This window comes from Streptomyces sp. AJS327 (assembly GCF_013450295.1).
Taxonomy (GTDB): Bacteria; Actinomycetota; Actinomycetes; order Streptomycetales; family Streptomycetaceae; genus Streptomyces.
This window is the reverse complement of sequence record NZ_SKBR01000001.1, coordinates 718802-735445: the sequence shown is the minus strand read 5'-3', so window position 1 is coordinate 735445 and position 16644 is coordinate 718802. Positions and strand designations below refer to the sequence as shown.

The 16644-nt window shown below is 74.7% G+C and carries 9 protein-coding genes and 1 pseudogene; 4 read left to right on the top strand and 6 right to left on the bottom strand.

The features are described 5' to 3' along the window. The first annotated feature begins 211 nt into the window (after positions 1-211). Complete coding sequence (locus E0L36_RS27375; protein ID WP_180928557.1) at positions 212-1354, top strand: nitronate monooxygenase; 1143 nt, start codon at positions 212-214, stop codon at positions 1352-1354. Further along, positions 1351-2091, top strand: coding sequence for a 16S rRNA (uracil(1498)-N(3))-methyltransferase (locus E0L36_RS27370; RefSeq protein ID WP_180927254.1), 741 nt, complete (start codon positions 1351-1353; stop codon positions 2089-2091). The genes E0L36_RS27375 and E0L36_RS27370 overlap by 4 nt, the downstream gene beginning before the upstream one ends. A 134-nt stretch (positions 2092-2225) precedes the next feature. Here the strand turns inward: E0L36_RS27370 and E0L36_RS02865 are convergent, their stop codons facing one another. The 4 genes from E0L36_RS02865 to lepA form a co-directional block, all read right to left on the bottom strand. Then, the gene (locus E0L36_RS02865; RefSeq protein WP_180927253.1) at positions 2226-3398 is read right to left on the bottom strand and encodes a macrolide family glycosyltransferase; all 1173 of its coding nucleotides are present in this window, start codon (positions 3396-3398) and stop codon (positions 2226-2228) included. A gap of 376 nt (positions 3399-3774) precedes the next feature. Next, entirely contained in the window at positions 3775-5718 is a 1944-nt protein-coding gene (locus E0L36_RS02860) for a SpoIIE family protein phosphatase (RefSeq protein WP_180927252.1), read from the bottom strand. A 554-nt stretch (positions 5719-6272) separates the two neighbouring features. After that, a complete protein-coding gene (locus E0L36_RS02855) occupies positions 6273-8189 on the bottom strand; it encodes a long-chain fatty acid--CoA ligase (protein ID WP_180927251.1) in 1917 nt (638 codons plus the stop codon). Positions 8190-8514: 325 nt separating this feature from the next. Then, positions 8515-10389, bottom strand: coding sequence for a translation elongation factor 4 (lepA, locus tag E0L36_RS02850; protein ID WP_180927250.1), 1875 nt, complete (start codon positions 10387-10389; stop codon positions 8515-8517). 445 nt (positions 10390-10834) lie between these two features. Here lepA and rpsT point away from each other — a divergent pair, with 445 nt between their 5' ends. Further along, on the top strand, positions 10835-11101 hold the full coding sequence (rpsT, locus tag E0L36_RS02845) for a 30S ribosomal protein S20 (protein ID WP_180927249.1): 267 nt from the start codon (positions 10835-10837) through the stop codon (positions 11099-11101). 528 nt (positions 11102-11629) lie between these two features. Here rpsT and holA read toward each other — a convergent pair. Beyond that, positions 11630-12634 carry a DNA polymerase III subunit delta gene (gene holA / locus E0L36_RS02840; RefSeq protein WP_180927248.1) on the bottom strand — a complete coding sequence of 335 codons (1005 nt, stop codon included), beginning with the start codon at positions 12632-12634 and terminating at the stop codon, positions 11630-11632. 93 nt (positions 12635-12727) lie between these two features. Between holA and E0L36_RS02835 the strand changes: the two genes are divergently transcribed. Then, on the top strand, positions 12728-12973 hold the full coding sequence (locus E0L36_RS02835; RefSeq protein ID WP_180927247.1) for a hypothetical protein: 246 nt from the start codon (positions 12728-12730) through the stop codon (positions 12971-12973). A gap of 893 nt (positions 12974-13866) precedes the next feature. Here E0L36_RS02835 and E0L36_RS02830 read toward each other — a convergent pair. Beyond that, positions 13867-16317: pseudogene (locus tag E0L36_RS02830) on the bottom strand (ComEC/Rec2 family competence protein); the annotation flags it as partial. Positions 16318-16644: the final 327 nt, after the last annotated feature.

Sequence of the window (16644 nt, the reverse complement as noted above, 5' to 3'; positions counted from 1 at the left end):
GAAGCCGCGCACCGGACGCCGTCCCGGGCCACCCGCCGGGGCGGGAAGCCCACCCCACGGGGGCGCGCCACCCGCGTGGCAGGATGTGGCCATGCCGACCCCGCCGCCTTCCGCGTCACCGTCGTCGCCCTCCCCGGACCCGTCCTCCGGGTCCCCCCGGTCCGGTCCGGTGGCCTCGGCCCTGACCGCCGCCCCCTCCGCCTCGGCCGCGATGTCGACCTGGTTCGCCGCGCTCGCGCCCTACCCCGTGGTGCAGGCACCGATGGCGGGCGGCACCTCCGGCCCGCGGCTGGCCGCCGCCGTCAGCGGAGCGGGCGGGCTGGGCTCGCTCGCCGCGGGCTACAAGAGCCCCGCGGCGATGCGTGACGAGGTGCGGGAGCTGCGCGGACTGACCGACCGGCCCTTCGCCGTCAACCTCTTCATGCCGCAGCCCCCCACCGGGGACCCCGCGGCCGTCGAGGTGTACCGGGAGCAACTGGCCCCGGAGGCCGCCTGGTACGAGGTGCCGCTGGGCTCCACGGACGGTGCCGCGGACGACGCGTACCAGGAGAAGCTGGCCGTCCTGCTCGACGAGCCGGTGCCGGTGGTCTCCTTCACCTTCGGCTGCCCCTCCCCCGAGGTGCTGGAGCGCCTCGCGCGGGCCGGCAGCCAGACCGTCGTCACGGCCACCACCCTCGTCGAGGCGCTGGCCGCCGAGGAGGCGGGCGCGGACGCGGTCTGTCTCCAGGGCACCGAGGCGGGCGGCCACCAGAGCACCCACGTGGACAGTCCGCGCGACGAGCGGAACGGCGGCGGCCTCGGGCTGCTCGCCCTGCTGACCCAGGTCCGGGAGACGGTGCGGCTGCCGCTCATCGCCGCCGGGGGGCTGATGCGCGGCGGGCAGGTCGCCGCCGTGCTCGCCGCCGGGGCGAGCGCCGCGCAGCTGGGCACCGCCTTCCTGATCTGCCCGGAGTCCGGCGCCCACCCGCTGCACAAACGGGCCCTGCTCGACCCGGTCTTCACCCGCACCGAGATCACCCGCGCGTTCTCCGGGCGTCCCGCGCGCGGGCTGACCAACCGCTTCATCGAGGAGCACGGCCGGTACGCGCCCGCCGCCTACCCGCAGGTCCACTACCTGACGGCCGGGCTGCGGAAGGCCGCGGCGGCCGCGGGCGACCCGCAGGCGATGGCGCTGTGGGCGGGGCAGGGACACCGGCTGGCGCGCGAACTGCCCGCCGCCCGGCTGGTGGAGGTGCTCGTCGCCGAGCTGGCGGAGGCACGTCATGGGCTCACCGCCCGCGGCGGCGCCGCCACCCGCGACCCCGGGCCGGGCACGTCCCGGCCGGGCACGCCGGAGGCGGGGAGCGCCTGGTGACGGCGCCGGTCTTCCTCGTCGACGAGGGTCGGCTGACGGTCGGCACGGTGACGCTGGACGGTCCCGAGGGACGGCACGCGGTGACCGTGCGGCGGCTGCGCGCCGGGGAGCCGATCGTGCTGACGGACGGCGCGGGCACCGGTGCGGTCGGCACCGTCGCCGAGGTCTCCGGGAAGGACACCCTGGAGGTCGCGGTCGACGCGCTGCGGACCGAGCCGGAACCCCGGCCCCGGATCACGGTGGTGCAGGCCCTGCCGAAGGGGGACCGGGGCGAGCTGGCCGTGGAGACCATGACGGAGACCGGGGTCGACGCCGTGGTCCCGTGGGCGGCGGCCCGCTGCGTGACCCTGTGGAAGGGCGAGCGCGGGCGGAAGTCGCTGGCCAAGTGGCGCGCCACCGCCCGGGAGGCGGGGAAGCAGTCGCGTCGGCTGCGGTTCCCCACGGTGGCCGACCTCACCGCGACACGGGAGCTGGCCCCGCTGCTGTCCGGCGCCGCGTTCGCCGCGGTGCTGCACGAGGAGGCCGAGCAGCCGCTGGCGACCGCGCCGCTCCCGGTGGACGGCGGGGAGATCGTGCTGGTCGTCGGGCCGGAGGGCGGCGTCGCACCCGAGGAGCTGGCCGTGTTCGAGGAGGCGGGCGCCCTGCCGTACCGGCTCGGGCCGACGGTGCTGCGCACCTCGACGGCGGGACCGGCCGCGACCGCGCTGCTCATGTCCCGTACGGGTCGCTGGAGTTGACCGCCCGCGCGGGCCGCCGGAGCTGACCGGCGCCGCACGGGGACCGGCAGCGCGGCGCGGACCGGCGGACCCGGGCCGGGCGCGTGAGGCACACCCGGCCCGGTCCTCAGGGCCGGTGGCACGGCCCCGGATCCCTAGCCGCGCAGCACCTCCTCCAGCAGGGTGGCGGCCCGCTCGGCGCCGCCCTCGGCGCGGGCACGGGCGCGCAGGCGGGCGCAGTTCGCGGCCACCTCCGGATCACCGGTCAGCTCCAGCAACGCGGAGCGGAGCGTCTCCGCGTCGGCCTCCGGGTCGAGATGCCGGGCGACGCCCAGCTCCGCGAGCCGGTCGGCGTTCATCACCTGCTCGCTGTTGCCGGGTACGGCGATCATCGGGACGCTGGTGTACAGCCCCTCGCCGCAGCCGCCCATCCCCGCGTGGGTGACGAAGGCGTCGGCCTGCTCCAGCACCGCCAGCTGCGGGACCCAGGGGTGCGTCTCGACGTTCGCCGGGAGCGGGCCGAGCACCTCGGGGTCGGTGTACTTGCCGATCTGGAGCACCACGTGCCAGCCGGGCAGGTCGCCGAAGGCGGCCAGGCACCGGCGGTAGAAGTCCGGCCGCCGGGTGGCCGCCGAGCCGAGCGAGACCAGCAACAGCCGTTCCGCGCCGGCCGGCCGGGGCCAGCTCTCCCGCTCCGCCCGGCGTCCCGGGCACGGCCCGACGAAGGTGACCGTCCCGGAGTCGACGCGGTCCGCGTTCGGCTGCATCGCCTCGGAGATCGTCGCCACCACACGCGGCGGCCGCCCGGCGAAGGTGTCCACGTCGGTGGTGGTGGCGCCGGAGTCGGCCAGCCAGTCCGCGAACTTCGCGAGGTGCCCGGTGGCGCCCGGCAGGTTCTTGAGCTGCGCGCCGACCTCCTCCTGGTAGCCGCTCCAGGCGACGAAGGTGGGCGAGAGCTGCACGACCGGTCGGCGCTGCGCCTCGGCGAGCGCGCGGGCCGCGTAGGAACCGATGTCGTACAGGTAGAGGTCGGCCGGATCCGTCTCGTATACGGCGCGCAGCTGCGGCAGCATCCGGATGTTGTCGTCCAGGAAGACGTCCATGGCGGCGATCGGGTCGGCCGGCCAGTCGTTGTCGGCGACCGGCAGACCGGAGACGTAGGGCACGAACTCGGCGCCGACGCCGGTGACCAGCTCCTCCACGGCACGGTCGTTGGCGTAGGTGACCCGGTGGCCACGGTCCACCAGCTCCCGGATGACCTCCAGGCTGGGCAGGACGTGGCTGACGGCGGGCACACCGATCATCGCGATATGGGCACGACGGGACATGAGCGCTCTTCTCGTTGTTCGAGCGGCCGCCACCCTCGGTGGGCGGCCGGAAGACGGGCATGACTCGGAGCCCCGGGAGCGGTCACGGCACACTGGCGGCGGTGACGCTCAACCGGAGCGGGGCGGGCGCGCGGCGCCCGGGGAGTCAGCCGTAGAGCTGCATGAAGTGCATGCCGGAGAGCGTAGGGCCGCCCGGAGATCGACGCGAACGCTTTTCCGGCGGCCGGACCCAGACCGGGCCGGAACCCGGCCCGGGCCGGAACCCGCGCCGGACCGGGCCGGAACCCGCGCCGGGCCGGGGGCCGGGACCGCCCGTCCGCTCACCCTGCCCGACGGACCGTTCCGCCCAACTCGCCTCGGGGCGCCGGGGATCGCCTCAGGGGAGGGGCCGGATGGCCGGGGTGTCCGGCGCCCCGGGGCCGGTGGCCCGCAGGACCAGCAGCGCGAGGTCGTCGGTGGGTTCCCCGGTGCCGAAGTCGTGCACCGCGCGGCGGATGTGCTCCGCCGTCCCCCGCGCGTCCCGTCCGGCGCACTCCGCGAACACCGCGGCCAGCCCGTCGTGATCGTCGAACTGGCGGCTGCCGGACCGCCGTTCGGTGACGCCGTCGGTGACGCAGAGCAGCGTCTCGCCGGGCGCGAGGGTGAAGGTCTGGCTCTCGTAGTGGACATGGTCGTCGATGCCCAGCAGCAGCTGCGGGGTGACGGCCGCGCGGACCGCCCCACCGGCCTCGCGCAGCAGCGGCGGCGGGTGTCCCGCCGAGGCCACGGTGCACCGCAGGCCGCCGCCCACCGAGGGGTCACGCGGCACCAACTCCCCGTAGACCAGGGAGAGAAAGCGGGTCTGCTCCCCCACCTCGCGGTTGAGCCGGTCCAGCGTCCCGGGGACGCCGTACCCCTCGCGGGCCAGCAACCGCAGTACCGGGCGGGCGAGTCCGGTGACGACGGCGGCCTCCGGGCCCTTGCCGCACACGTCGCCCAGCGCGAAGCACCAGCGGTCCGGACCCGCCCGGAAGACGTCGTAGAAGTCCCCGCCCGCGTAGGCGTTCTCGCCCACGGGTTCGTAGACCACCGCGGTCTCGGTGTGCGGCAGGGCCGCCTCGCCACGGGGCAGCAGCCCGCGCTGGAGCACCTGGCTGATGGTGGCCTGCTGGGCGTAGCGGCGGGCGGAGACCACCGAGAGCGCCACCCGGCGGGCGAAGTCCTCGACGAGCCGCAGTACTTCGTCGGGGATGGCGTCCCGTCCGGCGCGCCCCAGGGCGAGCGTGCCGACGGCCCGCCCACCGGCGATGAGGCGGCAGGCGACGGCGGAACGGCCGCGCGCCGCCGCCGGGACCTCCGCGAAGGGCGGGAACCAGCGGACCGCGTGGCCGTTCAGCCCGCCATCGGCCGCGCGCGTGGTCGCCGGCGGCCCGCTCGCCAACCGCCGCCGCAGCTCGTCGAGTTGTTCCTCGGCGTGGTGCCAGACCCGGGCGAGGCGCGGCGGGACGCCCCGGTCGGGATCCTCCAGCCAGACGGCGCACCAGTCGGCGAAGCGCGGCACCAGGAGCTGTCCGGCCAGGGCCGCCACCCGGTCCTCGTCCAGCTGGCCGGTGAGCAGGTCGGACGCCTCCGCGAGGAAGGAGACCGTGCCTGGGGTGACCCATCCCGCGTCGACGTGCGGCGACGCTCCGGCCGCCGGGTGGCCGCCGCCGCGCGCGCTCCCGCTCCGGCGGCGGGCGCCCCGCGCGAGAGCGGTCGGGAGCGCTTCCGGGGGTTCCGTGTGTGGCCTGGCGATGGCCTCGTCCGGTGAACCGCCCACAGCGGCCCGGGAGTTCGCGGGGGCCGGGGGGTTCGCGGCACCGTGCTCCGCCCATGCGGTCCCACCCGCGCCCGCCGGACGGGGTAACGCCGACGGGCCCTCCGGCCGGCGCGCGCCGCGCGGACGGACGGCCTCGGCGCGCCCGGCGCACGGGCCGGAGCGGGCGGAGGCGAGCGCGAGCCGGAACCAGACCGTCTTGCGGTCCCGGCGGTAACTGCTGCCCCACTCGTCGGAGAGCGCGCGCACCAGGCGAAGCCCGCGTCCCCGCCCGTCGTCGCGGACCGCGACAGTGCGGCCGGGGTACCGGTCGGAGACGGTGGCCAGCAGCGCGTCGCCCTCGTGGCGGCACTCCAGCCGGACGGAAGTCCCCGCGTGCACCACCGCGTTCGTCACCAGCTCGCTGACGAGCAGCACCATCGTGTCCCGCGTCGGCGCGCCCACCTCCCACGCCGCGAGCGCCGACCGCACCAGCCCCCGCGCGACCGATGCCGACCCGGCGGCGCCCGGCAGTTCGCGGCCCACCGACGGAGCGCGCTCCGCCCGTTCCGGGACACCGGGCTCGCCCCTGCCAGCGGAGGCGACCGGACCGGGCGGACCGGCGGGCGGGCGGGCCGTGGCTGACCCGGCCGGACCGGCGTCGGCCGGGTTCCCCGGCGCACCCCGGCCGGCGAGCAGGCCGCCGCCCACGGTCTCTCCGCACTGCGATGAACTCCCCACCTCGGCCCCCACAGTCCGGAATCGGCTCAACGCGTACGGCCAGCGTGACAGACCGGATCGACGCGCATGCGGTGAGTACGGAAGTACGGGCGGTCGACTTCCTTCCGGCGGGCGCGACCGGGTGCCCGGCAGCGCCCAGGCGTACACGGCACGGTCAACTACGCGCGGTGTGCGCCCTGTTCACCACACGAGCAACGGAGTTCACCACGCGGACCCGGGGAAGGTGGAGTCCGGCGCGCGGTACGCGGCGGGCCCGGAGCACCGCGAGGGCCGCCGGGGGAACAGCGGGGCCGGGGCGGACCACCGTCCACGCCCCGGCCCCTCGGTGGCACGCCGCCACCTACGCGCGCCCGTGGCGCTCACGCCTCGCGGGATCCGGCGTACATCTCGTCGATCAGCTCTCCGAACTCCCGCTCCACCACGGGACGCTTGAGCTTGAGACTGGGTGTCAGCTCCCCGTGCTCCACGTCCAGATCGCGCGGCAGCACCCGGAACTTCTTGATCGTCTGCCAGCGCTGGAGCGTGCCGTTCAGTTCCTCCACGTAGCCGTCGATCAGCTCCCGCACCTCCTCGCTCGTCACGACCTCGGTGTACGGGCGGCCCTTCAGCGTCTCGCGCTCCTCCGCCCAGCCCATCAGCGAGGGCTCGTCCAGCGCGATCAGCGCCGTGCAGAAGTTCCGGTCGGCGCCGTGCACCAGGATGTTCGAGACGTACGGGCAGATCGCCTTGAACCGTCCCTCGACCTCCGCCGGGGCGACGTACTTCCCGCCCGAGGTCTTGATCAGGTCCTTCTTGCGGTCGGTGAGGCGCAGGTAGCCGTCGGGCGAGAGTTCACCGATGTCACCGGTGTGGAACCAGCCGTCCTCCTCCAGGACCTCGGCGGTCTTCTCGGGCATCCGGTGGTAGCCCTCCATGATGCCCGGACCGCGCAGCAGTACCTCGCCGTCGTCCGCTATCCGCACCTCCGTACCGGGCAGCGGCTTGCCGACGGTTCCGGTGCGGTACGCCTCGCCGGGATTGCAGAAGCTCGCGGCGCTGGACTCGGTCAGCCCGTAGCCCTCCAGGATGTGCACCCCGGCGCCGGAGAAGAAGAAGCCGATGTCCGGCGCGAGCGCCGCCGATCCGGAGACGCAGGCGCGCATCCGGCCGCCGAACGCCTCGCGGAGCTTGGCGTACACCAGCCGGTCCGCGACCGCGTGCTTCGCCCGCAGCCCGGCGGGCGCGCTCGCGACGCCGGTCCGGCGGAAGTTGTCCTGGGTGACGCGGCCGTACTCCCGGGCCACTCCGGCCGCCCACTGGAAGATCCGGTACTTCGCCGCGCCGCCCGCCTTCGCCTTCGAGGCGACGCCGTTGTAGACCTTCTCGAATATCCGGGGCACCGCGGCCATGTACGTGGGGCGGACCACCGGCAGGTTCTCGATGATCCGGTCGATCCGGCCGTCCACGGCGGTGACGTGCCCCACCTCGATCTGGCCGGTGGTCAGCACCTTGCCGAAGACGTGGGCCAGCGGCAGCCAGAGGTACTGCACGTCGTCCCCGGTGACCAGACCGGTCTGGGCGATCGCCTTGCCCATGTACGACCAGGCGTCCTGGGTGAGCCGCACACCCTTGGGCTGCCCGGTGGTGCCGGAGGTGTAGATGAGCGTGGCCAGCTGGTCCGAGCGGAGCGCGCCCACCGTCTCCCGGACGGCCTCCGGATGCTCCCGCAGGTACTCCTCGCCGCGCCGCTCCAGAGCGGCGAAGTCGAGCACCCAGTCCCCGGAGTCCCCGGCTGTTCCGGACTCCCCGGGGTCGCCGCCGTCCTCACAGCCCGCCGCGTCGATCAGCACCACGTGCTGGAGCCGCGGCAGTTCGGCCCGGCGCTCCCGGACCTTCGCCAGCTGCTCCACGTCCTCCGCGATCAGCACCCGGCTCTCGGAGTCACCCAGGATGTAGGCGGTCTCCTCGGTGTTGGTACTCGGGTAGACCGTGGTGGTCGCGCCGCCCGCGCACAGGATGCCGAGGTCGGCGAGGATCCACTCGACGCGGGTGCTGGAGGCGATGGCGACCCGGTCCTCGGGGCGCACCCCCAGCGCCATCAGCCCCGCCGCGATCGCGTACACGCGGCGCGCGGCCTCGGCCCAGGTGTAGGAGCGCCACTCGTCGGGGCCCTCCCCCGACTCCGGCGGAACGGGGTAGCGGTACGCCTCTCCGTCCGGGGTGGCCTCGACACGCTCCAGGAAGAGTGTCGCCACGGAAGACGGCCGGTTTTCGATCAGAGACTGTGTGTCGCTCACGACATCCTCCGGGGGACACGCGACGGCGCGCATGGGTAACTCACGAGTAACTAGCGGGTACGGAGAGAGTAAACGGCGCGTCCGCTCCATGTAAGGGCTGCGACCAGCGAATCCGTGATTCCTCCCGCGCCCGTCCCGCGTCCGCCACTCGCCCCCTGCCCCTCAGCGCGAGCGGCGGCACACCCCCGGAACCACCCCGATCCCCCCGGTGATGCGGCGAGTTTCGGCCGCACCCCCGCCCGGGACGCCACTGCTCAGCGCGGCGGCCACCGGCCGCCCGCCGAACGGTGCGGACGCGCGGCGGCCACCCGCCGCCGCGCACCGGTCACTTCTTCGCCTTGGCGTCCGTGGCGCCCGCGCCGTCGCTGGACAGCGCGGCGATGAAGGCCTCCTGCGGCACCTCGACCCGGCCGACGACCTTCATCCGCTTCTTGCCCTCCTTCTGCTTCTCCAGCAGCTTCCGCTTCCGGGAGATGTCACCGCCGTAGCACTTCGCCAGCACGTCCTTACGGATCGCGCGGACCGTCTCCCGGGCGATGATCCGGGCGCCCACCGCCGCCTGGATCGGCACCTCGAACTGCTGGCGTGGGATGAGTTCGCGCAGCGTGTTGGCCATCCGGGTGCCGTAGCTGTACGCCTTGTCCTTGTGGACGATGGCGGAGAACGCGTCCACCTTGTCGCCCTGGAGCAGGATGTCGACCTTCACCAGCTCCGCTGACTGCTCCCCGGTGGGCTCGTAGTCCAGCGAGGCGTAGCCACGGGTCTTGGACTTCAGCGCGTCGAAGAAGTCGAAGACGATCTCCGCGAGGGGAAGCGTGTAACGCAGCTCGACCCGGTCCTCGGAGAGGTAGTCCATGCCCTGGAGACTGCCGCGGCGGGACTGGCACAGCTCCATGATCGCGCCGATGAACTCACTCGGCGCGATGAGCGTCGCCCGCACGATCGGCTCGTACACCTCGTCCGTCTTGCCGGTGGGGAACTCGCTCGGGTTGGTGACGACGTGCTCCTGGCCGTCCTCCATGACCACGCGGTAGACCACGTTCGGCGCGGTGGCGATCAGGTCGAGGCCGAACTCCCGCTCCAGCCGCTCCCGGATCACCTCCAGGTGCAGCAGCCCGAGAAAGCCCACCCGGAAACCGAAGCCCAGCGCGGCGGAGGTCTCCGGCTCGTAGGTCAGCGCGGCGTCGTTGAGCAGCAGCTTGTCCAGCGCGTCCCGCAGCTCCGGGTACTCGGAGCCGTCCAGCGGATAGAGCCCGGAGAACACCATCGGCTTCGGGTCCTTGTACCCCGGCAGCGCCTCCTCGGCGCCCTTGGTCAACTGGGTGACGGTGTCCCCCACCTTGGACTGCCGGACGTCCTTCACACCGGTGATCAGGTAGCCGACCTCACCGACGCCCAGGCCGTCCGCCGCGCTCATCTCGGGCGAGTGGGTTCCGATCTCCAGCAGTTCGTGGGTGGCGCCGGTGGACATCATCCGGATCCGCTCGCGCTTGCTCAGCTGCCCGTCCACGACCTTGACGTAGGTGACCACGCCCCGGTAGGCGTCGTAAACCGAGTCGAAGATCATCGCGCGGGCCGGGGCGTCCGCCGCACCGACCGGCGCCCGCACCTGCCGCACCACCTCGTTCAGCAGTTCCGGCACGCCCTCCCCGGTCTTCGCCGAGACCTTGAGCACGTCCTCCGGCTCGCAGCCGATGAGATGCGCCAGCTCGGCGGCGAACTTCTCCGGCTGCGCGGCGGGCAGGTCGATCTTGTTGAGCACGGGAATGATCGTGAGATCGTGCTCCATCGCCAGGTAGAGATTGGCGAGCGTCTGCGCCTCGATCCCCTGCGCCGCGTCGACCAGCAGCACGCACCCCTCACAGGCCGCGAGGGAACGCGAGACCTCGTAGGTGAAGTCGACGTGCCCCGGGGTGTCGATCATGTTCAGGACGTGCGGAACCGGCTCCGACCCCTCCGAGGGAGTCCAGGGCATCCGCACCGCCTGGGACTTGATCGTGATACCCCGCTCACGCTCGATGTCCATGCGGTCGAGATACTGAGCGCGCATCATCCGCTCCTCGACGATCCCGGTGAGCTGGAGCATCCGGTCGGCGAGCGTCGACTTGCCGTGGTCGATGTGCGCGATGATGCAGAAGTTACGGATCAGCGCCGGATCGGTACGGCTCGGCTCCGGCACGTTCGAAGGGGTCGCGGGCACGCAGGGTCCTGTCGGGTCTGTCAGCTGGATGATTCGGGCTGTCGCCGCCCCCATGGTCCCATGCGCGGGAACGGGCGACCGGATTGGGAGGGCTCCGAGGCCGCTGGTAGGCTAGGCGACCGTGTCTTGTGGCCCCAGGGCCAGCGCTCCGGGCACCCCGAGCACTCCACACACCGTGAAACCAGTGAACGCACCGTGACCTCCGGATGGCAACAGCCGGATGCACGGGTCCGTTGTGAACGGACCCGGCGGACACGGGTCCGTGCGAACGGACCAGCCGACACGGACACGAGGTGTCCGGTGCCGGGTCCCGCGTGATCCGGTGACCACTCGGGGATCCCGCCCGGTGGCACCCCTCGGGACACGCACGGCAGGCCGAGGCCGGTGACCTTCGTGTCGGCGGCGTCGGCGGTAAACGGAAAACCCGAACCGTAAAGGCTCTTTCGTGGCGAACATCAAGTCCCAGATGAAGCGGATCAAGACCAACGAGAAGGCGCGGCTGCGCAACAAGGCGGTCAAGTCCGACCTCCGCACGGCGATCCGCCGTACCCGCGAGGCCGTGGCCGCCGGAAACGCGGCCGAGGCCGCCGCCGCCCAGCAGCTGGCGTCGAAGAAGCTCGACAAGGCCGTCAGCAAGGGTGTGCTGCACCGCAACAACGCCGCCAACAAGAAGTCGGCGCTGGCGCGACAGGTCGCCTCCCTCCAGGGCTGATCCCCTCATCTCGCCACCGTCGACCGGTGGCGGGCCGGTGCTCCCGAGCGGGCCCTCTCATTCCGCTCCGTACCGGCTGTCTCACTCAGCGCGCCGCACGCGGCCTGCGTTCGCCACGCGGGTGCGGCGCCCCATACGGCAGGAGCCCCGCGTCCACCCTCCCCAGGGGGACGCGGGGCTTCGGCGTGCCCGGTACCCGCTGCCCCCGCGGCCAGGCGGCCCCGCAGCGGGGCGGGACCTCGCGGCGAGGCGGGACCCCGGACACCGCCGAGGAGTGGTCCCAGCCCGCCAGCCCGTGGCCCGCTGATGCACGTTGATGCCCACTGATGGTGGGGCGGTCACCGTGAGCACGGTGGGGGCGGTGATGTGGCGGGGGCGGTTCGAGCGCGGACTCCGCACACGGTCCGAAGGCGGCGGGGCGGGTACGAGCACACGGTTCGTGTGCGCGGCACCGCTCACACGGGCCCCGGAGGGGCGGAGGGTCCCGGCGCCGGGTGGGGGAAGGAGAGGGAGAGAAGAGAGGAGGCGCTAGCGGGAGCGGGCGGCTCGCGCGATGGTCACGACAGCACACTCCAAGGCGTACCCCGGATCGTCTCCCCCGCCCTTGACCGCCGCGTCCGCCTCTGCCACGGCGCGCAGCGCGGTGGCCACACCATCCGCCGACCAGCCGCGCAGCTGCTGCCGCACCCGGTCGATCTTCCACGGCGGCATGCCCAACTCGCGGGCCAGATCCGCCGGGCGAGCACCACGCGGAGCCGAGGCGAGCTTGCCGATGGACCGCACCCCCTGCGCCAGCGCGCTGGTCAGCAGCACGGGGGCGACCCCGGTGGCGAGGGACCAGCGCAGCGCCTCCAGCGCCTCCGCGGTCCGGCCCTCCACCGCCCGGTCGGCGACGGTGAAGCTGGACGCCTCCGCCCGGCCCGTGTAGTACCGCCCGACCACGGCCTCGTCGATGGTGCCCTCCACGTCGGCGGTCAGCTGCCGACAGGCGGAGGCCAGCTCCCGCAGGTCACCACCGATGGCGTCGACCAGGGCCTGACAGGCCTCCGGGGCCGCCGAACGCCCCAACGCGCGGAACTCGTTGCGTACGAAGGCGAGCCGGTCGGCGGGCTTGGTCAGCTTCGCGCAGGCCACCTCACGCGCCCCGGCCTTACGGGCCGCGTCCAGCAGACCCTTGCCCTTCGCCCCGCCCGCGTGCAGCAGTACCAGCGTGATCTCCTCGGCGGGGGCCTCCAGGTACGCCTTCACGTCCTTGAGCGTGTCCGAGGCGACGTCCTGCGCCTCCCGCACGACGACCACCTTGCGCTCCGCGAAGAGCGAGGGGCTGGTCAACTCGGCGAGCGTTCCGGGACGGAGGTCACCGGAGGCCAGCTCCCGGACGTCGGTGTCCGGATCGGCGGCGCGGGCCGCCTCGACCACCTGCCGCACCGCGCGGTCGAGCAGCAGTTCCTCCTGCCCGACGGCGACGGTGACCGCGGCGAGCGGATCGTCGCTCGCCGGCTTCTTCCGGGAACTCACACGGGTGCCTGCCATCGCCGTCCAGCATCCCACGCGGGGCCGACAGCCGGGGAGCCGTCGCCCCCTCCCCCTCCCCCGCTCACCGGCCGGGGCTGCGACAATGCGCCGGTGACCGAGGTGCGACACGTGCTGGTACTGCCCGACCGGGACGCGGCGGAGGAGATCGCCGCCGAGCTGGAACTCCGGCTGGGGCTGCCCGAGGAACCCCGCCCCCTCCGGGAGGCGCTCGCGGGCGAGGACGACGCCGAGGACGCCCAGTGGCTGATCGTCCTCGACGACGCCCGGTCCACCTACGACCCGGCGATGCTCGACGCGCTGGCCGCCGAGTACGACGGCTGGCTGGAGCGCCCCTGACGGACGCCGACACCCTACGGCCCCCTGACACCGGCCGGGTCCGTGAGACCGGTCCGCCGGTTCGCCGAGCGGCAGGCTCACGGCCCAGCCGCTTTGGGCGGCAGCGGCGGCGGACGCACGGAAGGCCCGGACACCAGTCCTCCCGATCGGTGTCCGCTCCTGGTGACGTCCGTGGGCTTCCGCCCACGCGCTGGGTGCCCCACCCGGATCGCTGGCTCCACGCCGTGCGGGTGCGGAGGTGTACACCGTCCACGTCTGTGTCGCTCTTCGGCGGGGCGAACGGTGGCTCGGTTCGGAACAGCGGCGCGTCCGCCGGGCGGCGGTGGCGCTGACGGCGCGTGGGCGCGGCCGTCCCGCTGCCCCGTGGCGAGCGAGGGCCCGCCGGGCCCCGCCTGACGGGGGTCGCCGGACAGGGGTCGCCGGACGAGGGTCGCCGGATATCCGGCGGATGCTTCGTGCCTCCGGGCATCGTGAACGTCGACCGTCGCCTTCGCGAGCGCACGCCAGCTCCGGCCCTGGACTCGGTCCCGGATCTGGTCCTGGAGCTGGGGCCGGGCCTGGGCCTGGGCCTGGGGCCGTGGTTCGTGGAACCGCCGGTGGCACAGGCGTTGTGCGTGAGCGAGGCGCGGGGCCGCGCCCCCGTGCGGACCCGTGTGACCCGCCGGGGCGCGCCTCCGTAATGTGGGGCGTCCCCCGCCGCGCCCGGACGGGACGGGCCCCGGAACGCGTGGCGGCGACAACTCGGCTCTGTGGCGCCGTCGGTGGCGGTGGGCGGCTGGGCGTGCCTGGGGTGGCGGGGCGGTGGTGCTCCCGCCGCCGCGCGGGCTGCCGCGTTCCACCACCACGGCCGGGGCCCGCTCCCGGGTGTCCTCGCCCGCCGCTCCCCCGCCCGGCGTCCGGCCACCGGCGCGCTCCTCGCGCGGGATGACGGCGAGCGCGCCGTTCTGGTCCGTACGGGCCACCAGCGCGCCCGCCTCTCGCAGGGTGTGCAGCACGCGGGGCGCGGGATGTCCGTAGGGGTTGTCCTCTCCCACCGAGACGAGTGCCAGCCGGGGACGCAGCCGTCCGAGGAAGGCTGGATCCTGGTGCGGCGAGCCGTGGTGGGGCAGCTTGAGGACGTCGACGGTGCCGAGATGCGGGTGGGCGCCCAACAACCGGCGCTGCGCGGGTGGTTCAAGGTCACCGGCGAGCAGTGCGGTCAGTCCGCCGGTCCGCACCAGCAGCGTGACGCTGGCGTCGTTCGCCCCTCTGGCCGCGAGGTCCGGCGGCGGCCAGAGCACCCGCCAGGACAGCTCCGCCGCCCGCCGCCGCTCCCCGGCCGCGACCGGCCGCACCGGAACCCCGGCCGCGCGGGCCGTCTGCCGGACGGCGCGGGCCTGACCTGGCGGCTCCTCCAGCCCGGTGGTCTGCACGGCACCGACCGATCTGCCCCGGAGCGCGCCCGACAGCCCACCGACGTGGTCGGCGTGGAAGTGGGTGAGCAGCAGCAGGGGGATCGAGGTGACGTCCAGGATTCGCAGGCAGCGGTCGACGGTTTCCGGGTCCGGCCCGGCGTCCACCAGGACGGCGGTGTTCCGCTCGCCGGTGGCGAGGACCAGCGCGTCTCCCTGACCCACGTCACAGGCGACCATCCGCCAGCCGGGCGGCGGCCAGCCGAGCAGTGGGCGCACCAGCGGCGCCGGGCGGAACAGGGCCACGGCCAGGAGCAGCGCGCAGCAGGCGCAGAGCAGCGGACGGTGGGGCAGGCGGAGCAGCCCGGCGACCCACAGAAGGCCGCCGAGGAGGAGCGCGAGCCACAGTGCGCCCGTCCAGCCGCTCGGCCAGCCGATCTCGGCGCCGGGCAGCCGTGCCCCGGCGCGGGCGATGGCCGCGATGGCGTCCGTCGGCCAACTGGCCAGCCAGGCCAGCCAGTTCGCGACGGTGGGGGCCCAGACGCCGGTCGCCAGGGTCGCGAAGCCCAGCACGGTGGCGGGGGCGACGAGGAACTCGGCGAGGAGGTTGCAGGGCACCGCCACGAGGCTTACGTGCGCCGCGAGTACCACCACGACCGGGGCGCAGACCAGTTGGGCCGCCGCGGCGGCGGCGAGCGCCTCGGCCACCCGCCCGGGTACGCCCCGACGCCGCAGGACCGCCGCCCATCGTGGGGCGATCGTCAGGAGCGAGCCGGTGGCCAGGACGGAGAGCAGAAAGCCGAAGTCCCGTGCGAGCCAGGGGTCGAACAGCAGCAGGAGCAGCACGGCCCCGGCGAGCGCCGGGATCAGTGACCGGCGCCGTCCGGTGCCGATGGCGAGGAGGGTGATCGCCCCGCAGGCGGCGGCGCGCAGCACGCTGGGTTCGGGGCGGCACACCAGGACGAAGGCGAGGATCAGCAGGGAGCCGGCGAGCGCGGTGTGGCGCAGTGGGATGCCCAACCCCGGGGCGAGACCGCCGCGTTCGGAGCGGTGCGCGATCCCGGCGGGGCCAATCAGCAGCACGAGGAGGATGCTGAGGTTGGCTCCACTGACCGCGAGGAGGTGCACCATGTCGGTGGCGCGGAAAGCGTCCCGGAGCGCGTCCGGGAGGCGGGAGGTGTCGCCGACGACCAGTGCGGGCAGCAGGCCGCGGGCGTCTCCGCCGAGGGAGGCGGTGGCGTCACGCAGGCCCGTGCGGAGGCTGCCCGCCGCGCGCTGGAGCGTTGACGGGGCAGCGGTCCGCCGGGGCGGTCCGGCGTCTCGTACGCGGAGGACGGCGGCGACCGGACGGCCGCCCGAGTGCCCCGTGGTGGGGGCCAGTTGACCGGTGACACGCAGGCGGGTGGAGGGTAGGAGACCGCGCCACGGACCGGCCGCCGTCCCCGCGCTGTCGCCCTCGTCACCGCCGGGTTCCGCCCCGTCGGAGCGGTGCGCGCCGTCCGTGCCGTCGGGGCTCGGCTCGGCGTGCGGGCCGTGGGGGCTCCGCTCGCCGCCGGGGGTGTCCGGGCGGCCCGGCGCGGCGTCCGGGGGTCCGTCATCGCGGGGGCTGACGACGAGCAGCACCGGGGTGCGCAGGGCGGAGGGTTCCCGGGCACACGCGGCGGGGACCCCGACTCGGGCGGGCGAGCGCGCGCCGGGGCGGGCGTCACAGCCCAGCGGGGACAGTTCCCGCACGACGGCCGGTACCAGGACCGTCGGCTCGCCCGTCGAGGCGCCGTTCGCCCGGGGCCGCACCAGTCGGGGGTCGCCGTTGACGGAGACCTCCACGTTGACCATCGCGTACCGCTCGGCGAGGGCCGGTACGGGACCTCGCCGGAGGTCCGCGGAGTGCAGCGCCGCGCTGCCCGCGGCGGCGGCAGCGCAGAGCAGCGCCAGCGCGAGCCCGAGCCGCACGCCCCTCCGGGCGGTGGCGGGGGTGGCGGAGTCCCCCACCGCCCACGACGGTACGGCGGCAACCGACGACGCGGGCTCCGGTCCGGCGCGGGTGCGCCGCGTCTGCGGGGGCTCCGCCGTAGGGGACGGGTTCGGGGGCGGGGCGGTGGGCGGGTGCCGTGGGGTGGTGGAGGGACCGACCGGGCGGGCCGGGTGCCCCGGCCGCCCGGGCCCGGGCGGGTGTGCCCGGGCGGCGAGGAGCACCAGGAGCAGACCGCAGCCGCCGCAGAGCACCACGCCCACCATGACGCTCCAGCCGGGCGCGCCGAGCGCGAGGGCCGCCGCTCC